Below are 20,387 nucleotides of genomic sequence, written 5' to 3' on the forward strand. Positions count from 1 at the left end.
GCGGTCCTCGTCACTTCGCGGCGTGCGCGGGCTTCGCCCACCACGTCGATATCACCCACTCCTCGGCGCCGTAATAGAGCGGCAACGTGGACGGAAAGCCGAGCGTATTGCGATACGCCACGCGATGCGTCGCCGAGAACCAGTGCGGCACCACATAGTAACCGTGCATCAGCACGCGATCGAGCGCGTGCGTCGCATCGACGAGCTGCTCGCGCGTCTGCGCGGAAATCACCTTTTGCAGGATCGCATCGACGGCCGGCGACTTCACGCCTGCGAGATTGTCCGAGCCCTGCTCGTCCGCCGACTTGCTGCCAAAGCGCGACACCTGCTCGGTGCCGGGCACCTGCACGTCGGGCATGCGCACGCTCGTCATGTCGAAGTCAAAGGCATCGAGACGCTTCTGGATCAGCGCGTAATCGACCGTGCGGAAATTCATCGTGATGCCGAGCTTCTGCAGATTGCGCCCGAAGGCGGCCGCGACCGGCTCCATCGACGCGCCGCCGCCCGTGTCGTCGAGGATTTCGAACACGAAGGGCTCGCCTTTCGCGTTGCGCAGCGCGCCGTCGCGGTAGGTCCAGCCCGCCTGCGCCAGCAACTCACGCGCCTTGATCAGATTGGCGCGCAACGAACCGGGCGGATCGGTGTCCGGCTGGCGCGGCATCTCGCCGAACACGGACGGATCGAGCTGCTTTTTCAGCGGGTCGAGTATCGCGAGCTCGCCTTCGCCCGGCTTGCCTTTGGCCTGCAAATCGGTATTGACGAAGAAACTGTCGATACGCTTGTACTGATTGAAGAACAACTGCCGGTTGAGCCATTCGAAATCGAGCGCGAGATCGAGCGCCTGACGCACGCGCACGTCCTTGAAAAGGGGCCGCCGCGTGTTCATGAAGAAGCCCTGCATGCCCGTGCCGTTGTGCTGCGGAAACTCGCGCTTGATGAGCTCGCCGCTGTCGAAACGCTTGCCGATGTCGCGTCTCACCCAGCTTCGCGCGACGTATTCGACGAGCACGTCGTACTCGCCCGCCTTGAACGCTTCGAGCCGCGCGGTGGGATCGCCGTACAGCTTGTAGTCGATATGCGCGAAGTTGAACATGCCGATGCGCACCGGCAGCGCCGCGCCCCAATAATCCGGATTGCGCCGGTACGAGATCGTGCGGCCGTTGTCGTATCGGTCGATGAGATACGGCCCGCTGCCGACAGGCTTCTGGAACGCGATCTTGTCGAAGTCGATACGCGTGCCGTCCGGCTTCATCCCCCATTTGCGCGAAAACACGGGAATGCCGCCCGCGAGCAGCGGCATCTCGCGCGTGGCGATCTTGAACTCGAAGCGGATCGTGAGCGGATCGACGACCACCGCGCGCGCGATCTGCCCGAAATACACCGAAAACTGCGGCGCGGCCTTCGGGCTCTTCAGCGTTTCGAACGAGAACTTCACGTCTTCGGCCGTGACCGGATCGCCGTTCGAGAAGCGCGCTTTCGGATTGATGTGGAACGTGGTGGACATGCCGTCGGGGGCGACGGCGATATCGTCGGCGAGCAGGCCGTAAGCGGTCGATACTTCATCGGAACTGCCCGTGGTCAGGCTCTCGAACATCAGTGAAAGACCCGGCGCCGGATTGCCGCGCAGCGTGAACGGATTGAACTTGTCGAAGCTCGTGAGGCGGTTCGGGTTGGCGAGCACGAGCGTGCCGTCGCGCGGCGCGTCGGGATTGACGTAATCGAAGTGCCTGAACCCGACTGGATACTTCGGCTCGCCGTATTGCGCGATCGCGTGGACGGCGTAAGCCGGGCTCGCCACCGATGCGATCGATCCGGCCAGCGCGCAGGCAATGAATCCGAGCAAGGCGCGGGATGAGCGGATCGTCGTGCGAGTCGTCATGTGCCGTCATGTGCCTCTTGGCGCGATGTGAATGGGGGACGCGTTCGAATGACCCGGCGAACGCCCGGGACGAACCTTGCGAACGCCGCGAGATTGCCCGGCGAAGCATTGCGATGTGAGAGAATTCTACCCAAAATCCCGCACCGTTCGGCTTGCGCCACAAGGCCCGCACAGCGCCTGGCCGCCGCCGACGCGCGACATTGACATCAAAGAAGGAGCATTCATGGGCTTTCTCGCTGGAAAACGAATTCTGCTGACAGGCCTGCTGTCGAACCGCTCGATTGCATACGGCATCGCCGAGGCCTGCAAGCGCGAAGGCGCGGAACTGGCGTTCACGTATGTCGGCGAGCGCTTCAAAGAGCGCATCACCGAATTCGCGACCGAGTTCGGCAGCGACATGATCTACCCGTGCGACGTCGCCGACGACGCGCAGATCGAAGGCCTCTTCACGTCGCTCAAGGAACGCTGGGACTCGCTCGACGGCCTCGTGCATTCCATCGGCTTCGCGCCGCGCGAAGCGATCGCCGGCGACTTCCTCGAAGGCATGTCGCGCGAGAACTTCCGCGTCGCGCACGACATCTCCGCCTACAGCTTCCCCGCCCTCGCGAAAGCCGCGCGGCCGATGCTGAAAGACGGCTCGTCGCTGCTCACGCTGTCCTATCTCGGCGCGGAGCGCGCGCTGCCGAACTACAACACCATGGGCCTCGCGAAGGCATCGCTCGAAGCGAGCGTGCGTTACATGGCGGCAGCGCCGTCGCTCGGCGGAACCGGCGTGCGCGTGAACGCCATTTCGGCCGGCCCGATCAAGACGCTCGCCGCAAGCGGCATCAAGGGCTTCGGCAAGATCCTGAATTTCGTCGAAGAGAACGCGCCGCTCAAGCGCAACGTGACGATCGAGCAGGTCGGCAATGTCGCGGCGTTCCTGCTGTCGGATCTGGCGGCGGGCGTGAGCGCGGAAGTCGTGCACGTCGATGCCGGCTTCCATGCGGTCGTCGGCGGCATGGGCGCCGAGGCGGAATAAGCGCCCCATTTAAGCGCCCCGTTCTTCGCTTGCAAAAAAGGGCCGCTCACTGCGCGTGAGCGGCCCTTTTTCGTGGCCGGCGCCGCGTCGGGCGCGTAGCTTCAGCGATGTCCGTGACCGTGGCCATTGCCGTGGCCGTTCCCATGTCCGTGGGCATGCCCCGGCGGCGGACCATGATGCGGCCCGCGCCCATGATGGCGATACCAGTCGTCGCGGTTCCAGTAACGGCGCCCGTCCCAATAGCGGCTGCCGTGCCAGCCGATCACCACTGGCGGCGCATACACCGGCACCGGCTGATAGACGACCGGCGGCGGAGGCGGCGCATACACCGGCGTCGGCGCAACGTAGACCGGCGCGGGAATGCCGATATTCACGCCGACCTGCACATCCGCGCGGGCGATGCCCGTCCCGCTCAACGCGGCGATGGCGACGACGCCAGCCAGAACCTTCCCCGAGAGTTTCATCTTCATTTGCAAACGGACCTCGCTCTTATGCTTGTTCGCTTGCGACCCAATATAACGGACAGCTTTCAACGCAATATTTCATCTTTGTAAGTTTTTGCGCGTCTGGACCAAATGTCAGGAGAAAGCTTACCTTTTGTTACATTGTGTGGAAGGTGAAATTGCCTTTGGAAGTCCTCGCGATGGCGGATTCGGCTTTGACGGATTTCATCACATATGAAAAAGCCACCCGCAGCGGACGGGTGGCTTCTTGCCTGCATCGGGTCACGCGCGGCGGTCAATGCCAGCCGTGATTCCCTTTATCGTGGCCGTAGGCGTGACCATTGCCGTGTCCGTGGCCGTGATAGCGATAGTAATCGTCACGATCCCAGTAGCGGCGGCCGTCCCAGTAGCGGTCGCCGTGCCAGCCGACCACGATGACCGGTTGCGCGTACACCGGCGGCGGAGGCGGCGCGTACACGACGGGCGGCGGAGGCGGCGCATAGACCGGCGCGGGCGCGACGTACACGGGCGCGGGCACCCCGATGTTGACGCCCACGGACACGCCCGCGAACGCTGCGCCGGACAATGTCATGCCGCCGATCATCACGGCGCCGGCCAGCACGGAAGCCTTCGATACCTTGTTCATGTGAAGCCCCACCTCGATGGGTCATGTGTTGTGTTGAGGGGACTATATCGGACCGGCGCGCGCCTAAGTGTTTCCGCTTGGTAACGTCCTATTACCGCGGGAAAGCTTTCGAAAAGTAAGGCTCGCCGTGAGAAAACGGCGGCCTTTTAAACGCGTATCAGTTCGGCAGTTCCTGCCCTTTCGTCTCGGGCGCAAGCGGAATCACCGCGAGGCCGATCAGAAACGCGACGGCCGTGAGCGCGATCGGCACGCCGAGCGTCTTCATATTGAGCACCATCGCGCCGATGCCGAAGTTCACGATCGCCCCGAAGAAGCGCCCCACCGACGTGCAGAATGCGAACGCGGTCGCCCGCACGCGGGTTTCGAACTGCTCGGGCAGCCACAGCGAAAAGAGCGCGAAGTTGCCGCCGAAGAAGCCCAGCACGAACAGCAGCGCGATGAACGGCACCAGCCCGTTCGGCAGATAGAAGGCCCAGCCGAACGCGAGCGCAATCGACGCCGCCATGCCGACGAAATACACCGCGAGCGTCTTCCTGCGGCCGATCTTCTCGGCCATCGGCGGCAGCGCGAGACAGCCGATGATCGTGCCGATCGACAGCAGCCCGGTCGCGATCGACGCCATGCGCGCCGCGTCGTGCTTGTCCATGCCCGCTTTCGTCGCGAGCTGAATCACCGCCGACGGCTCGTACACCGCGCCCGCCCACAGGCCGATGATCGCGACCGTCAGCAACACCGCCGCGACGATCGTGCGCTTACGGTACTGCGCGTTGAAAATCGCCTTGAGCGGGCTTTCGTGCTTGACGTGCGGATGCACGGCCTCGGCGCGCTCCCACTTGTCGGTTTCCTTCACCCGCAGCAGGACCATGATCGACACCACGACCGGAAACAGGCCGACGAGAAACATCGCGCGCCAGCCGAACGCCGCGCCGATCGTGTAGTTCAGCGCGGCGGCGAGAAAGAAGCCCGCGTAATAGCCGGTCTGCAGATACCCCGCGCCCATCTTGCGGCGGTCTTCCGGCCACGCCTCGGCGACGTACGTGCCCGCGAGCGCCCATTCCCCGCCGATCCCCACGCCCGCGAAAAACCGATAGAGGCCGAGTTCCCACACCGTGTGCGCGGTCGCGGCGAGGCCCGTGAAGATGGCGAACGTGAAGATGGTCGCCGCGAGCACTTTCGTGCGCCCGAAACGGTCGGCGAGCGGGCCCCAGATGAACGACAGACCCCATCCCACGAGAAAGAGCGCGAAGAGAATCGAGCCCGCGAGGCCAACGTTCGCCGGCGTCGCCGCGTAGCCCGAGCGCGGCAGGAGTTCCGTGAGCGCCGGCGCGAGCACGAGCGCGTAGATGAACGAATCCATGCCGTCGAGCGTCCAGCCGGCCCACGCGCCCCAGAAGCCCGTGATCTGAGACCGGTTCAGCGGCGTTCTTTTGGCGCGCGTGGCGCTTGTCTGTCCATCGACTGTTGTCGGCATGCCATGTCTCCGAAAGGATTAGCGACGCGCGAGTGAAAGGTGTTTGTTGTGGCGTCTAGGGAAAGCACGGGGTTCCGTGCGCGTTTTTATATATAATATTTGAACATCGACATCCGACAAGCCCGCACTTCTACCTAGCCATGTCCACAGATCTTTCCGCCGGATCGCCGCCTCCGGCCTCGTTTCGCGACGCGCAGTTCGAACCGCGCCAGAGCACGTCGCGCTTTATCGCGGATGCGCTGCGCGCCGCGATCGTCGAAGGCGCACTTCTACCGGGCGAGCCGCTGCGACAGGACGCCGTCGCGCGTCAGTTCTCCGTCAGCGCGATTCCCGTGCGCGAGGCGTTCCGTCAGCTCGAAAGCGAAGGCTGGGTCACGATCGAGCCGAATCGCGGCGCGGCCGTGAGCTTGCAATCGGCCGACGAGGCGCGCGAGATCTACGAGATCCGCGCATCGCTCGAAAGCCTCGCCATCGGCATCGCGATCGGGCATCACACGCCGGACACGCTCGCCCATGCGCAGCGCCTGCTCGAAGCCGCAGAAAACGAGCCCGATCCCGCGCTCTATGTGGTGCGAAACGAGCAGTTCCATATGAGCCTCTACGCGCCCGCAAACCGCCCTCGTCTGATGGAACTGATCGGGCAGATGCATCGCCGCGGCGAGCGCTACCTGCGCCTGAAGCTCGGCGCGCCGATTCACAAGGAATCGTCCGATGCCGAGCATCGCGCGATCTTCGAAGCGCTCGCCGCGCGCGATATCGAACAGGCGCAAACGCTGGTCGCGCGTCATCTGCTCGCGACGGGCGACCTGATTTACCGCTTTCTCGCCGATGCCCAGGCGCTCGCCCAGAACACACACACCAAAAAGCGACGCCGCGCATCTTCCCGTTCGACTTCCGCCAAGGCCGACCAATGAACGACGTCATCGCCGAAACCCGTAACTGGAACACGCGCGCGCAGGAAAAGGCGCGCCGACTCAAACTCATCGAGCCCTGGCTCGACGGCGCCGTGCTCGATCCCGCGCGCATCGTCGATGCGCTGCAGGCGCTGATTCACTCGGGCGACCGCGTCGCGCTCGAAGGCAACAATCAGAAGCAGGCGGATTTTCTGTCGCGCGCCTTCGCGAAGCTCGATCCCGCGCGCGTGCACGACATCCATCTGCTGCTCTCCAGCATCAGCCGGCCGGAGCATCTCGCGCTCTTCGAGCAAGGTATCGCGCGCAAGGTCGATTTCGCATTCGCCGGCCCGCAGAGCCTGCGCGTCGCGCAACTGCTGGAAGACGGCAAGCTAGAGATTGGCGCGATCTATACGTACATCGAACTGTATGCGCGCATGTTCATCGACCTCACGCCGCACGTCGCGCTCGTGTGCGCGGTGCAGGCGGACCGGCACGGCAATCTCTATACCGGCGCGAATACCGAAGACACGCCGACCATCGTCGAGGCCACCGCGTTCCGTCACGGCATCGTGGTCGCGCAGGTGAACGAGATCGTCGATGAACTGCCGCGCGTCGATATTCCCGGCTCGTGGGTCGATGTGGTCGTCGAGGCAGATCGTCCGTTCGCGGTCGAGCCGCTTTTCACGCGCGATCCGCGTCACATCGGCGAGCTGCAGATTCTGATGGCGATGATGACGATTCGCGGCATCTACGAGCGCTACGGCGTCACGTCGCTCAATCACGGCATCGGCTTCGATACGGCCGCGATCGAATTGCTGCTGCCGACCTACGGCGAAAAGCTCGGCCTGAAAGGCAAGATCTGCACGAACTGGGCGCTCAATCCGCATCCGACGCTCATTCCCGCGATCGAGTCCGGCTGGGTGGACAGCGTGCATTGCTTCGGCAGCGAAGTCGGCATGGAGGACTACATCGCGGCGCGCTCCGACATTTTCTTCACCGGGCGCGATGGCAGCCTGCGCTCGAACCGCGTGTTCTGCCAGCTGGCCGGGCAATACGGCGTCGATCTGTTCATCGGCTCGACCTTGCAGATGGACGCCGACGCGAATTCGTCGACGGTCACGCTCGGGCGGCTCGCGGGCTTCGGCGGCGCGCCGAACATGGGACACGATCCGCGCGGCCGGCGCCATTCGAGCGAGGCGTGGCTCAAGCTCCTGAAGAACGACGGCCCGAACCCGAAGATCGCGCGCGGCCACAAGCTCGTCGTGCAGACCGCCGAGACGTACAAGAAAGGCGGCGAGCCGACCATCGTCGATGCGCTCGACGCGATCGCCGTCGGCGAGAAAAGCAACATGCCGATCGCACCCGTGATGATCTACGGCGATGACGTCACGCACGTCGTGACGGAAGAAGGCATCGCGTATCTGCACGCGGCCGAAGGCGTGGACGAGCGGCGCGCGGCGCTAGCGGCAATCGCGGGCGTGACGCCCATCGGCATGCGCGCCGATCCCGCGAAGTCGGCGGAGTTGCGCCGGCGCGGCATCGTTGCGTATCCGGAAGATCTGGGCGTGCGGCGCGGCGAAGCGAAACGCTCGCTGCTCGCGGCGCGCAGCATCGACGATCTCGTCGCGTGGTCGGGCGGCTTGTACGCGCCGCCCGCGCGCTTCCGGAGCTGGTGATGAAGCTGGCCTTACGTGAAGTCTCATACGCGATTGCATCGCCATCGGTCATCGCGGCGAAAGCCGTCGATGCGCTCGTCGCCGAAGCGCGTCTCACGCCCAAGCCCGCGCTCGTCGATGAAAACGGCAGCGGCGCGCACCGCGATCTCGATCTGGGCACGATGCTGTGTTCCGCGAACGCGCTGCAGCCGACCTTTCTCGCGATCGCGCGCGCCGCTTCGCAGGCGCGGCCGTCGCAGGCCTTGCGCGAGCAACTGGCGCGCATCGGCCGCGAAGGCGAAGCCGCGATGATGCGCGCGACCGGCGGCAGCAACGCGCACCGCGGCGCGATCTGGATCATCGGTTTGCTGTGCGCGGGCGCGGCCATGCATGCGTCGGACGACAGCGCATCCATTTGTCTCTCGGCGGCGGACATCGCGCGCTTCGACGATCGCTATGCGCCCGCTTCCGTGGGAACCTCGCATGGCGCGCGCGCCGTGGAGCGATTCCACGTGAAAGGCGCACGCGGCGAAGCGCGCGACGGCTTTCCGCATGCGTTGCGCATCGGCCTGCCCGCCCTCGACGACGCCCGCGCACGCGGCGCGAACGAATCCGACGCGCGGCTCGATGCGCTCATGGCGATCATCGCGTCGCTCGACGATACATGTCTGCTGCATCGCGGCGGCTTGCAGGCGCTCGAAGCGGCGCAACGCGGCGCGCGCAAGGTGATCGATTGCGGCGGCGTCGCGAGCGGCACGGGCCGTCGCGCATTGAAAGCGCTTCACGAAGCATTGATGAAGCTGAACGCATCGCCGGGCGGCGCCGCCGATCTGCTCGCGGCGACACTCTTTCTCGACAGTCTCAGGCGCTTGCCCTGAAGAGGAACGAACGATGGAAAACATGCGATACGAATATCCCGCCAAGCGGCCCGTCACGCGCAACGCGCACGTGGGCGTGGTCGGCTCGGGCGATCTCGAAGTGCTGCTCTCGCCGTCGGCGGGCGCGCATGCCGAAGTGATCATCCGCACGAGCGTCGATGGTTACGGCCACGTCTGGAAAAGCGTGCTCGACCGCTTCTTCCAGCGCTACGACGGCGCGGCGAAGATCGAACTCAACGACTTTGGCGCGACGCCCGGCGTCGTGATGCTGCGCCTGAACGAAGCGGTGGAAGCCAGCGAAGGAGACACGCAATGAACGCGCACGACACTTTCCTCGCGCGCCACAGCTTCATCGAGCTGACCGCGCGCGAACGCGCCGAAGCCTTGCTCGACAAAGGCACGTTCCGCGAACTGCTCGGCCCCTTCGACCGGATCGAATCGCCGTGGCTCGCGATGCAGAACATCGTCTGCCAGGCGGATGACGGCGTGGTCGTCGCGCGCGGCACGCTTGCCGGCGAGCCCGCCGTGATCGCCGCGATCGAGCCTGCGTTTCAGGGCGGCAGCATCGGCGAAGTCTCGGGCGCGAAGATCGCGGCGGCGCTCGAAATGGCCGCGAACGAATTCGAGGCCGGACGCGCGATTCGTCCCGTCGTGCTGTTCGAAACCGGCGGCGTGCGCCTGCAGGAAGCGAATCTCGGGCTGGCCGCCATCGCGGAAATCCAGGCGGCGATCGTTGCGTTGCGCCGTCATGTGCCAGTGATCGGCGTGATCGGCGGCATGGTCGGCTGCTTTGGCGGCATGTCGCTCGCGGCGGCGCTGTGCACCGAGCTCGTGATGACGCGTCAGGCGCGGCTCGGCATGAACGGTCCGGAAGTGATCGAACAGGAAGCGGGCATCGAAGAACTCGATTCGGGCGACCGGCGCCTCATCTGGTCGATGATCGGCGGCGAGGAGCGCGTGGCCGTCGGGCTCGCGGATACGCTCGTCGAAGACGACACCGCCCGGGTGCGCGAGGCCGTCGTCGCCGCGTTCGAGCGCGGCGTGCCGCAGCGGCATCGCAGCGCGGACGTCGAGGGTTTCGTCGAGCGGCTCGCGCAAGTGAACCCGGACGCCATCGATCCCGATACATTGCGCAACTTGTGGGGCACATCATGACCGACACACTTTCCCGCGGCGCGCGCTGGCTCGATGCGCTGAGCATGCCCGCGAAACACACCGAAAGCGGCCCGATCCGCGCCCGCGACGGCCATATCGACGACGAGCGCGCGCGTTTCTTCGCCGTCGTGCCCGATCCGCAAAACCGCTTCCCGCGCGCGACCGATAACGTCGTCGGGCTCGAACAGGGCTGGCTGCTCGCGCGCGCGGTGCGCGAAGTCATCGACGCCGATCGCGATGCCGGCGTGAAGCGCCCGATCGTCGCCGTCGTCGACGTGAAAAGCCAGGCGTACGGACGCCGCGAAGAACTGCTGGGCGTTCATCTCGCGTGCGCCGCCGCCGTCGATGCTTATGCCAGCGCGCGGCTCGCAGGCCATCCGGTGATCGCACTGATCGTCGGGCCGGCGATGTCGGGCGCGTATCTCGCGCACGGCTATCAGGCGAACCGCATCATCGCGCTCGATGCGCCCGGCACGGCCGTGCATGCGATGGGCAAGGAAGCGGCCGCGCGCGTCACGCGGCGCAGCGTCGAAAGTCTCGATGCACTCGGCGACACGGTCCTGCCGATGTCCTACAAGATGAGCGCGTACGCGAAGCTCGGGCTGCTGCACGAACTCATCGAAGGCATCGATGCGGATGCGCCCTCTTCCGCCGATATCGAGCGCGTCAAGGCGTCGCTCGCCGCCGCCGTGAAAGATACGCGAAACGGACCGCGCGATCTGTCGAATCGTCTTGCGTCCGCCGCTGCGAAGCGCACGCGCGCCGCGTCGATCGCCGTGCGCGAACGGATGCGCGAGCAATGGAACGCGTGAACGTTCGGCCGCACGATCTGGTGCGCCTCGCGCCCGGCGCGCCGCCGTTCGCCGATGCGCCCGGCTGGGTCGCGGCGGCGCTCGAGCGCGCGCCATTCGCGGTCGTGCGACGTGCGCCGCGTATTGCCGATCATATTGGCGATCATATTGGCGATCAGATCGCGGTCGGCGTGCGCGGCGACGTGCGCAGCGAGCGTTTCGGCGCGTGGATCGAACCGCGCTGGATCGATGCGATCCTCACGCCCGAAGATCTGTGCACGCGCGCACCCGAGCCCGCGCGCGCCGGCTTGCCCGCGTTCGCGCTGTTGCGCGCGGTTGCCTCGATCCTCGATGCGCGCGCGCTGGCCTGGGGACCGGCAGGCAGCGCCGGCTTCGAACTGGCGACCGCGATGCCGGCGATCACCGCGTCGAGCGACCTCGATATCGTCGTGCGCGCGCCCACGCCGCTGCCGCGCGCCGATGCGTCCGCGCTGCTCGACGCGCTGTCGCATGCGGCGCAGCAAGCGGGCACGCGCATCGACGTGCAGATCGAAACGCCCGAAGCCGCCTTCTCGCTCGCCGAATTCGCGCGCGCCGGCCTGCGCGTCATGCTGCGGCACGCCGACGGCCCGCGTCTCGTCGCCGATCCGTGGGCCGCGTCATGATCGCGTTTCTCTTTCCCGGACAGGGCGCGCAAACGCCCGGATTCCTGCATCGCCTCGGCGGCGACAAGCCGCATCCGGCGATCGCGCGCACCCTCGCGGAGGCGTCGGATGTGCTCGGCGCGAATATCCTCCAACTCGATGAAGCCGATGCGCTGAAATCGACCGTCGCGGTGCAGGTGACGCTCGTCGCCGCGGGCGTGGCGGCGGCGCGCGCACTCGCGGAAGAAGGCATCGAGCCGGAAGCCGTCGCGGGTCTGTCGGTGGGCGCGTACGGCGCGGCGGTCGTCTGCGGCGCGGTTCGCTTCGCCGATGCGCTGCGCCTCGTGCGCCTGCGCGCAACCTTGATGCAGGACGCCTATCCGCATGGCTACGGCATGCTCGCGGTGCTCGGGCTGAACGAAAGCGAGATCGCCCGCGCCATCGCCGACAGCGGCGCCGATGCCTACATCGGCAATCTGAACGCGCCGCGCCAGATCGTCGTTTCCGGCAGCGATGCCGCGCTCGCGAAAGTCCGTGATATCGCGCTCTCACGCGGCGCGCGCCGTGCCGAGCGGCTCTCCGTCAGCGTGCCGTCGCATTGCGCGCTGCTCGAAGACGCGGCCAACCGCCTGATCGAAGCGGCGCACGACGTGCGCGTCGAGACGCCGCGCATCGCGTATGTCGGCAATCGCGGCGCACGCGTGCTGCGCCACGCCGACGCCGTTCGCGAAGACCTCGCGACCAACTTGCGCTATCCGGTGCGCTGGCACGATTCGACCATCGCGCTTTCCGAACTCGGCGCGAACGTCTTCGTCGAGATGCCGCCGGGCCAGACGCTCACGCAACTTGCCGCGGAAGCCCTGCCGGACGCGGCAAGCATCGCCGCCGACGCATCGACGGTCGCCTCAATGGCCGCCCGCGTGCGCGCCGCCGTCCGCCGCGCGCGGGACTGATTCGTTTCGCGCGCCCCACTGAATCGAATATTTGTCTTGCCGTTGTCAGCTTCTGTAAGAAAATCGGAATTTTCGGGTATGCATCGGGTCGATCTCCGTTGAGCATTTCGCCCCGACCCGCATTCGATGCGGGCCCGAAACCACAACGTACAGAAGAGGCAATCATGAGAATCATCCGCTTGGCGATCGCGGCATCGGCAGTCACTGCGCTCGCCTCGTGCAGCAGCATCGGCAGCCTGAATCCGGACTCGCTCGCCCAGTCGGGCCAACTCGCCACGCAGGCGCTCATGTTGAGCGACGGCGACGTGCGCACACTCTCCGACAAGTCGTGCGCGCAGATGGACAGCGAGAACAAGATCGCGCCGGCGTCGAGTCCGTACACGCAGCGTCTGAACAAGATCTCGAAGCAGCTCGGCGACAACATCAACGGCGTGCCGGTCAATTACAAGGTCTACGTCACGAAGGACGTCAATGCGTGGGCGATGGCCAATGGCTGCGTGCGCGTCTACAGCGGCCTCATGGACCTGATGAACGACGACGAAGTACGCGGCGTGGTCGGCCACGAGATGGGGCACGTGGCGCTCGGCCACACCAAGAAGGCGATGCAGGTCGCGTATGCCACATCGGCGGCGCGCTCGATTGCGTCGTCGAGTTCGGGCGTGATCGCGAGCCTCTCGGGTTCGCAACTCGGCGATCTGACGGAGAAGTTCGTCAACGCGCAGTTCTCGCAATCGCAAGAAACTGCTGCCGACGACTACTCGTTCGATACGCAAAAGCAGAAGGGCTACAACCCGGCCGGGCTCGTCACGGCGTTCCAGAAACTAGCGACCATCGACGGCGGGAAATCGAGCATGCTCGATTCGCATCCGTCGTCGCCGGCGCGAGCGAAGCACATTCAGGATCGGATCGCGTCGGGGAAGTGACGCCGGCGTAGACACGATGCGCGGGCGTGCGAACGCTCGCGCATCGGCGGGAAAGGATTAGAAGAAGTAGTAGTGCAGGCCGAGCGTCAGGCTGTTGTTATTCCAGTTGGCGCCTCCGTCGCTAGTGGTGTCGCCGGTGTACTCGCCCGCGACGCTCCAGTTCTTCGCGAACTTGTATTCGACACCCGCGCCGTAATGGAAGCGCGCGGTCGGCCAGGGTCCCGTAAAACCGACGCGTGCGTACGGCATGATGTTGCCGTTAACCGGCATGCCGAGCTTGAGGTCGAGGCCTGCGTCTTTCTTGGTCACAGAGCCGGCGTGAAAGTCGGCGAAACCTTCGAAGCCGAGCACGACGGGGCCGACATCATAGTTCACGCCGCCGAGGATCCCCGGGAACATCGTCGTGTGCGAGCGGCCATTTTCGCCACTGATATTCGACCAGTTGACACCGAACTTCGCGCCGACGTAGGGACCGGCGAACTGGCTGTGCGGTCCGTAGACACCCATCACCTTGAGAAGCGTCGGATCGAGTGTTTCGGAGTGCGCATGACCGATGCAGAGCAACGAAACCAGCGCCGGAGCGAGAAGTTTTTTGAAACGAGACATGTGAATAGTGAATCCTGGAGAGGAGCGCTGCTTCGCGTGTATGCGCATGCGCGGAGAACGCCTTAAGGCAGACAACGCGGTGGTTGCTTTTCTTGCAACGTTTCGCTTCGTTGCAAGCAACGGGAGAATATTGAGAGGCGGCGGCGCTCGGAAGCGGACTTATCCTAAAGGGATCGGATCAATCGTGACGTTTTGACCCGGCGGGGATATGGATGCGAATGCGAGTGCAGAGCGCAAAAAGAAAAAGCCCCGCAAGTTTTTAACCTTGCGGGGCCTTTCTACGACAACTGGCGGAGACGGAGTCCGCGGCTCTGATCTAGCCGTGACTCTGAAATCGTTGCGCACTATTCCGCCCGGCGAACAACCGGCCGTCGCTGGTGTCGACGGCCCGACGGCAGTTCAACCGCCGCCAGCGGCTTGAATATCGCGCGTTCGTATAACGTCGCCCCCCGCACACGGGCGGCCTTTTCGCTTCTTATGTTAACCCACTGCCTTTATTCGGGTCGCTGTGGAGACTCCCAATTCATAGGCCGTTCCGTCGTGATCCTGAAACGGTCACGCAATTCTGGATTCGTGTGTCCCTGCATTAGCATGACCATGCCACCCAGCCTGCGCGCGTCCTCATCAGTGATAGTGGCATCATGGTCATCAAGCGGCACAGGCATAACCGTAGCGCGTTCGATTAAAGGTTGCACCTTTGATCGCTGAACGTTACAGACTTTAAATTCTTGAGTGTCTTCGTCGTAGAAGACAATCGCCGCTCGCGGTGGTTTGGTCATCTCAATATCCTCTGCATTGCTGGTATTTCTGGAAAGCGCGCGCCTCACATTCAAGGTAATACGCCGGACTCTTGTACATCGCGCCGCCCGCCGAGCACATTTCCATGTCGATATCGTACTCAGCGAAGCATTCAGCCTCTTGCGCTTCACTGACGCCACGCGCCGCCAATTCGGTTACATCGTCGCTCAAAGCGTCCGGTTGATACTCAAACGGCTGCGCGTCACTCAGTAACGCACAGTCGCCTCTGTCGTCAGGATCGTCGAAGCTTCTGAGCATCGAGTCGCCGCCGCTGTCATCGTCCGAACGCGCGCCGCCAAGCACGGCCCCGGCGACCGCTTCGGCAGCACCCAGCCAATTGAAACCACTGCCGCCGCCATCGGCCCCGCCGCTGCTGGTCGCGCCGTCCGCGGCGGATGCGAAATCGCGCACTGAACCGAGCATTTCGGAACCGTAGCCCGATTCGCCGTTTGCGCACTTAAGCGCTGCGAATTCGTGCAAGTCCAAGACTTCGTCGCTCTTGGCTTTGAAACTGACGCCGCCGCCTGGTTTTGGCCAGTATTGCGGCGCATACCACTTGTACACCTCTTGCCCGCTCCACCAGTATCGTTTGCGATTGATCGCGGGCACGAGGCGGCCATCCTGAACGGCGCGGCGCAGCACGCGCGTGATGCCGTCGCCGTCGACCGGTACGTCCCAACTCGATACCCGCAACTCATGACGGATGAAATCGACATACTGGCGGAATTCAGTACTCAGGTAAGTGCTGCGTCGATCGATACGCGCCCGAAACAGCCTGTCGAAATCCCGCCGGTCCTGCGCGATTTGTCTCTCTTGCTCTTTCTCCTTACTGCCGCGCTCGTCGTAGGACAGATCTCCGTACGGGTGAGTCCGCCACATATACCAGTCAATCTGATGAAATTCGCGTCGAGTCATCAGCGTGCATTGCCAGCCGAAGCCGCCTGACAGCGGCACATAGAGCGCATTGAACGAGCGGCCCCATTCGGGAAACGCCATGTCACCTCCTTATTTGCATAGGATTGCTAATTCTAAGGGGTGGCCGTTTTCTGTCCGTGGAGACGTCCCAAAAACGAAGTGGTCGAAGCCGGATTAATCGTTGAGAACGTGTCGCGCCGCCCGTTGATGGAAGCGCGGGCGCGGCACATCGCGCGGTGGAATTGTCATCCCGTCGCCTCAGTCACTTCGCCGCAACCATTTTTATCAATTCGAATGGCAACGCTTCGACATCAGGCCAACGGCAGATCGAGCGCGCCTCGACAGACCTGGGTCATTTTTTCGGCCGAAAAAGCAAAAACCCCGTAAGTCCTTGAACTTACGGGGTTTTTATACCACTACTGGCGGAGACGGAGGGATTCGAACCCTCGATCCAGTTTTTAGCCAGATGCTCCCTTAGCAGGGGAGTGCCTTCGACCTCTCGGCCACGTCTCCCAAACTTTTCGTTGCACCGGGAGTGCAGTGCAACGAGATCGAGATAATAGCGTGTTCGCTCACGCCGGTCAAATTCGCATGACGATTTTTTTCAGATCATCGACAGCGAACCGCCTTTGCTTCGCGAACCGCAACGGCGTAAAGGCCCGCGAGCCTTCACGCGCGTGTCACGCGACCTTACGCGCGATCCAGCTCGAACGCCTTGTGCAACGCGCGCACGGCGAGTTCAGTGTATTTCTCGTCGATCAGCACCGAAATCTTGATTTCGGACGTCGAGATCATCTGGATGTTGATGCCCTCTTCCGACAGCGTGCGGAACATCGTGCTCGCGATGCCGACGTGCGAACGCATGCCGACGCCGACCACCGACACCTTCGACACCTTCGGGTCGCCCAGCACGGTTTCGGCCTGAACGTGGCCCTTCACCTGGTTGTTCAGGATTTCGAGTGCGCGCTGATAGTCGCCGCGGCCGACCGTGAACGTGAAGTCGGTCTTCCCGTTCACGCTCTGGTTCTGAATGATCATGTCGATGTCGATGTTCGCATCGGCGACCGGCCCGAGAATCTGATACGCGACACCCGGCTTGTCGGGCACGCCCATGACCGCGATCCGCGCTTCGTCGCGCTGGAACGCGATGCCAGAAATCACTGCTTTTTCCATGTTCTCGTCTTCTTCAAAAGTAATCAGCGTGCCGGAGTGCATCTCGTCGGCGAGCGGCATCAGCGGATCGGTCAGGCTGGAGAGCACGCGCGTCTTCACCTGATACTTGCCGGCGAATTCCACCGAGCGGATCTGCAACACCTTCGAGCCGAGGCTCGCCATTTCCAGCATTTCCTCGAACGTCACGCGGTCGAGCCGGCGCGCTTCTTCGACGACGCGCGGATCGGTCGTGTAGACGCCGTCGACATCGGTATAGATCAGGCATTCGTCGGCCTTCATCGCCGCGGCAATCGCCACCGCCGACGTATCCGATCCGCCGCGGCCGAGCGTGGCGATATGGCCTTCGGGATCGACGCCCTGAAAGCCCGTGATGACGACCACCTTGCCCGCGTCGAGCTCCTTGAGCACGCGCTCGCCGTCGATTTCGCTGATGCGCGCCTTCGTGAAAGCGCTGTCGGTCTTGATCGGCACTTGCCAGCCGGCGTAACTCACGGCTTCGAGACCTTCGGCGTGCAGCGCGATGGCGAGAAGCCCCACGCTCACCTGCTCGCCGGTGGAGGCAATCATGTCGAGTTCGCGCGGGTCCGGGTCCGCCTTGATGTCTCTCGCGAGACCGAGCAGGCGGTTCGTTTCGCCGGACATCGCCGAGGGCACGACGACCATCTTGTGGCCTGCCTTGTGCCATTTGGCGACGCGCTTGGCGACGTTCTTGATGCGCTCGACCGAGCCCATCGAAGTGCCGCCGTATTTGTGTACGATGAGTGCCATTTGCGTTTTGAACTGGAGGGAAAACCGCGCTTTACGCGCTCGATGCGAAAGCGCTCGAGACGCGCGCCCGATCGCTTCAGGGGATGGGTCGAAGCCGACCGGCCGCGGGGCGCTGCCGCACGCCCGCCGCGCGAGCGCACGAGGTGGTACGCGGTGCACGGATGCGTGGTTGCGGGCGAAATCGAGTCTTTTGAACGCAGATGCCGCGCAAAAACGCGCTTGGGCGAAACGAGTAACCGTACCCGATCGAGGCCGAAATTACAAGATAACCGCCGCGCAACGCCGATTTTACCGGCTCCGGCGCAACGGTTGCGCTACGTGCCTCGAATCAGCCCGCAGCCATCAGGCCAGCAGCAAGTCCGGCCGCCACGAAATGCGGCGCAGCGGCCCATGCGCGGCGCTCGGCGCGGCTTCCCGGTTGACGCCGACGTGCGGCACGAAGAGCAGCGCCTCGCCGACGAAAAGCAGCGGCACGTCGCGCTTCCAGGCCGGCACGCCGCGCTCCTGAAAGAGATTCTTGAGCGTGCGGCTGGGCGCTTCGCCCGCCACACGCATGCGCTCGCCGCCCGCGCGCGGACGCGCGACGAGCGGCGCGGCGCGCAGCACGCCCTCGCCGACCACATCGTCGAAGGACGAATCGGCTGGCTCGAACACGAACGAACCGCGCCACTGCGGCAGACGCCATACTTCTTCGCCCTGCCATTGCAGTTCCACCGGGGACTGGAGCGCGCTCGCGCCGTCGTCGAGATCGGGCGCGTCGCCGCTGTCGCCCGGTTCCCAGAACAGCGCGTTGCGATACACGCGCAGACAATGCCCCGCGTGATCGACGCGCAACGCGTGGCCGTCGCGCGCAGCAGCGGCATCGCGCAACTGACGCAGCATGTCGGCGATGCGCGCCGTCGACGCTGCGAGCAATCCGCGCGCGCGAATCCAGTGGCGCATGAGGTTGATCGCGCGTTCGTCGTCGAGGGCGAGGAGCGCATCGAGCGCGAGCGCGCCTTCTTCGTCCGCGCTTTGCACATGCTCGAGATCGATGCGCGCAAGCTGATCCAGCAGCCGCTGCGCCGACGCCGCATGCGATGCGGTGCGCGCGAGGGCATCGCGAAAACCAGGGAAATGCACCGCGAGGACCGGCAGCACGTCGTGCCGCAGCGCGTTGCGCGAATAGCGCGTGTCGCCGTTGGACTCGTCGTCGATCCAGGCGAGATCGTACTCGTGCGCGTATTGCTCCAGTTGCGCGCGCAGCAGACGCAAGAGCGGCCGCAGACGCGGCGCGGCGCCATCGAACCGCTGCGGCGCCATCGCCGCGAGGCCCGCGACGCCCGCGCCGCGCAGCAGTTGCAGCAGCACGGTTTCGGCCTGGTCGTCGGCATGATGCGCGATCAGAAGCGCACGCGCGCCATGTTCGTCGCAGAGTTCGTCGAGCGCGCGATAACGCGCCTCGCGCGCCGCCGCTTCGAGACTTTCGCCACCCGCACGCGCGACATCGACGTGACGCGCAGCGAAGCGCACGCCGAGCGATGCCGCGAAGCGCTCGCAATGCGCGGCCCACGCGTTGGCGTTCGGGCTCAGGCCATGGTGAATGTGGAACGCGACGACGCGTTGCGCGCCAAAGCAGCGCACGGCCGCATCGAGCAGCACGGTCGAGTCGAGTCCGCCGCTCAGTGCGACGGCGAGTAGCGCATCGGAGAAAAGATCCGCGTCCGAAACCGCCGCGCGCACCGCCTCGAAGACGAGGCGGCCGGCCGGGGTTTCGTTATCGGATGTCACGAGAGATCGTGATGAGGAAGTAAGAGCCGGTTACGCGCCCGGCAGCGATTCCTTGAACTTGCCGTACGCCATCAGCTTGTCAAAGCGGCGTTCGCGCAACTCGTTGACGCTCATGCCCTGGAACTGACGCAGCGAATCGGCGAGCGCACGGCGCAGCAGCGCGGCCATGCCCTTCGAATCGCGATGCGCGCCGCCGAGCGGCTCGTTCACGATTTTATCGATGAGACCGAGCGCCTTCAGCCGATGCGCGGTAAGACCGAGCGCTTCGGCCGCTTCGGGCGCCTTCGCCGCGCTCTTCCACAGAATCGACGCGCAGCCTTCCGGCGAGATGACCGAGTACGTGGAAAACTGCAGCATCATCACGACGTCTGCAACCGCGACCGCGAGCGCGCCGCCCGAACCGCCCTCGCCGATGATCGTCGTGATGATCGGCGTCTTGAGCTCAGCCATGACATACAGATTGCGGCCGATGGCTTCCGACTGGCCGCGCTCTTCCGCGCCGATGCCCGGATACGCGCCCGGCGTATCGACGAACGTGAAGATGGGCAGGCTGAATTTTTCGGCCGTGCGCATCAGGCGCTCGGCCTTGCGGTAGCCTTCTGGACGCGGCATGCCGAAGTTGCGCAGCGCGCGCTCCTTCGTATCGCGGCCCTTCTGATGGCCGATCACCATGCACGGCTGACCGTTGAAGCGCGCAAAGCCGCCGACGATCGCGAGGTCGTCCGCGAAGGCGCGGTCGCCATGCAGTTCGTGGAAATCGGTGAACAGTTCGCTCACGTAGTCGAGCGTGTACGGACGCTGCGGATGACGCGCGATTTGCGAAACCTGCCAGGGCGACAGATTCGCGTAGAGATCCTTGGTGAGTTGCTGGCTCTTCTTCGACAGCCGCTCGATTTCTTCCGAAATATCGACAGCGGAATCGTCCTGAACGAAGCGGAGTTCTTCGATCTTCGCTTCGAGTTCAGCGATCGGCTGCTCGAAATCCAGAAACGTGGTCTTCAT

At 64.5% G+C, this 20,387-nt stretch carries 20 protein-coding genes and 1 tRNA gene; 10 read left to right on the forward strand and 11 right to left on the reverse strand.

Features of this window, described 5'->3' with window-relative positions:
* Positions 1–10 precede the first annotated feature (10 nt).
* Positions 11–1,879, reverse strand: a complete 1,869-nt coding sequence (locus tag AWB70_RS24095) for an extracellular solute-binding protein (protein WP_053568427.1) — start codon at positions 1,877–1,879, stop codon at positions 11–13.
* Between the two features lie 223 nt (positions 1,880–2,102).
* Here AWB70_RS24095 and fabI point away from each other — a divergent pair, with 223 nt between their 5' ends.
* Entirely contained in the window at positions 2,103–2,900 is a 798-nt protein-coding gene (gene fabI / locus AWB70_RS24100) for an enoyl-ACP reductase FabI (RefSeq protein ID WP_053568428.1), read from the forward strand.
* 101 nt (positions 2,901–3,001) lie between these two features.
* On the opposite strand, the gene AWB70_RS24105 is transcribed toward fabI, so the two are convergent.
* The 3 genes from AWB70_RS24105 to AWB70_RS24115 form a co-directional block, all read right to left on the reverse strand.
* Positions 3,002–3,370: a hypothetical protein gene (locus tag AWB70_RS24105; protein WP_053568429.1), complete on the reverse strand. Its 369-nt coding sequence runs from the start codon at positions 3,368–3,370 to the stop codon at positions 3,002–3,004.
* Between the two features lie 268 nt (positions 3,371–3,638).
* On the reverse strand, positions 3,639–3,989 hold the full coding sequence (locus AWB70_RS24110) for a hypothetical protein (protein WP_014191778.1): 351 nt from the start codon (positions 3,987–3,989) through the stop codon (positions 3,639–3,641).
* 157 nt (positions 3,990–4,146) lie between these two features.
* Positions 4,147–5,460 (reverse strand): MFS transporter, encoded by a 1,314-nt coding sequence (locus tag AWB70_RS24115; protein WP_053568430.1) that lies wholly within the window; start codon positions 5,458–5,460, stop codon positions 4,147–4,149.
* 140 nt (positions 5,461–5,600) lie between these two features.
* Here AWB70_RS24115 and AWB70_RS24120 point away from each other — a divergent pair, with 140 nt between their 5' ends.
* From AWB70_RS24120 to loiP, 9 genes are all read left to right on the forward strand, one after another.
* Positions 5,601–6,374 carry a GntR family transcriptional regulator gene (locus tag AWB70_RS24120; RefSeq protein ID WP_053568431.1) on the forward strand — a complete coding sequence of 258 codons (774 nt, stop codon included), beginning with the start codon at positions 5,601–5,603 and terminating at the stop codon, positions 6,372–6,374.
* A complete protein-coding gene (gene mdcA / locus AWB70_RS24125; RefSeq protein ID WP_014191781.1) occupies positions 6,371–8,032 on the forward strand; it encodes a malonate decarboxylase subunit alpha in 1,662 nt (553 codons plus the stop codon). The genes AWB70_RS24120 and mdcA overlap by 4 nt, the downstream gene beginning before the upstream one ends.
* Positions 8,032–8,889 carry a triphosphoribosyl-dephospho-CoA synthase gene (locus tag AWB70_RS24130; protein WP_053568432.1) on the forward strand — a complete coding sequence of 286 codons (858 nt, stop codon included), beginning with the start codon at positions 8,032–8,034 and terminating at the stop codon, positions 8,887–8,889. The genes mdcA and AWB70_RS24130 overlap by 1 nt, the downstream gene beginning before the upstream one ends.
* Positions 8,890–8,902: 13 nt before the next feature.
* The gene (locus tag AWB70_RS24135; RefSeq protein ID WP_053568433.1) at positions 8,903–9,205 is read left to right on the forward strand and encodes a malonate decarboxylase subunit delta; all 303 of its coding nucleotides are present in this window, start codon (positions 8,903–8,905) and stop codon (positions 9,203–9,205) included.
* Positions 9,202–10,044, forward strand: a complete 843-nt coding sequence (locus AWB70_RS24140) for a biotin-independent malonate decarboxylase subunit beta (RefSeq protein WP_053568434.1) — start codon at positions 9,202–9,204, stop codon at positions 10,042–10,044. The genes AWB70_RS24135 and AWB70_RS24140 overlap by 4 nt, the downstream gene beginning before the upstream one ends.
* A gap of 44 nt (positions 10,045–10,088) precedes the next feature.
* Positions 10,089–10,856 (forward strand): biotin-independent malonate decarboxylase subunit gamma, encoded by a 768-nt coding sequence (gene mdcE, locus AWB70_RS24145; protein ID WP_374730256.1) that lies wholly within the window; start codon positions 10,089–10,091, stop codon positions 10,854–10,856.
* Positions 10,844–11,500 carry a malonate decarboxylase holo-ACP synthase gene (locus tag AWB70_RS24150; protein WP_053568436.1) on the forward strand — a complete coding sequence of 219 codons (657 nt, stop codon included), beginning with the start codon at positions 10,844–10,846 and terminating at the stop codon, positions 11,498–11,500. Before mdcE ends, AWB70_RS24150 begins: the two co-directional genes overlap by 13 nt.
* Positions 11,497–12,432: a malonate decarboxylase subunit epsilon gene (mdcH, locus tag AWB70_RS24155; protein ID WP_053568542.1), complete on the forward strand. Its 936-nt coding sequence runs from the start codon at positions 11,497–11,499 to the stop codon at positions 12,430–12,432. The genes AWB70_RS24150 and mdcH overlap by 4 nt, the downstream gene beginning before the upstream one ends.
* A gap of 164 nt (positions 12,433–12,596) precedes the next feature.
* Positions 12,597–13,355 carry a metalloprotease LoiP gene (gene loiP, locus AWB70_RS24160; protein WP_053568437.1) on the forward strand — a complete coding sequence of 253 codons (759 nt, stop codon included), beginning with the start codon at positions 12,597–12,599 and terminating at the stop codon, positions 13,353–13,355.
* Between the two features lie 57 nt (positions 13,356–13,412).
* On the opposite strand, the gene AWB70_RS24165 is transcribed toward loiP, so the two are convergent.
* The 7 genes from AWB70_RS24165 to AWB70_RS24195 all read right to left on the reverse strand — a co-directional run bounded on the left by AWB70_RS24165 (position 13,413) and on the right by AWB70_RS24195 (position 20,387).
* Positions 13,413–13,961, reverse strand: a complete 549-nt coding sequence (locus AWB70_RS24165; RefSeq protein ID WP_053568438.1) for a porin family protein — start codon at positions 13,959–13,961, stop codon at positions 13,413–13,415.
* A 494-nt stretch (positions 13,962–14,455) separates the two neighbouring features.
* A complete protein-coding gene (locus AWB70_RS24170; protein WP_053568439.1) occupies positions 14,456–14,740 on the reverse strand; it encodes a hypothetical protein in 285 nt (94 codons plus the stop codon).
* A 1-nt stretch (position 14,741) separates the two neighbouring features.
* Positions 14,742–15,755, reverse strand: a complete 1,014-nt coding sequence (locus AWB70_RS24175; protein ID WP_053568440.1) for a hypothetical protein — start codon at positions 15,753–15,755, stop codon at positions 14,742–14,744.
* 339 nt (positions 15,756–16,094) lie between these two features.
* Positions 16,095–16,187: transfer RNA gene (locus AWB70_RS24180), tRNA-Ser, on the reverse strand.
* Positions 16,188–16,364: 177 nt separating this feature from the next.
* Entirely contained in the window at positions 16,365–17,615 is a 1,251-nt protein-coding gene (locus AWB70_RS24185) for an aspartate kinase (RefSeq protein ID WP_014191790.1), read from the reverse strand.
* A gap of 342 nt (positions 17,616–17,957) precedes the next feature.
* Positions 17,958–19,385 (reverse strand): tRNA lysidine(34) synthetase TilS, encoded by a 1,428-nt coding sequence (gene tilS, locus AWB70_RS24190; RefSeq protein WP_053568441.1) that lies wholly within the window; start codon positions 19,383–19,385, stop codon positions 17,958–17,960.
* A 30-nt stretch (positions 19,386–19,415) separates the two neighbouring features.
* The gene (locus tag AWB70_RS24195) at positions 19,416–20,387 is read right to left on the reverse strand and encodes an acetyl-CoA carboxylase carboxyltransferase subunit alpha (RefSeq protein WP_053568442.1); all 972 of its coding nucleotides are present in this window, start codon (positions 20,385–20,387) and stop codon (positions 19,416–19,418) included.

The organism is Caballeronia cordobensis (assembly GCF_001544575.2).
GTDB lineage: Bacteria > Pseudomonadota > Gammaproteobacteria > Burkholderiales > Burkholderiaceae > Caballeronia > Caballeronia cordobensis.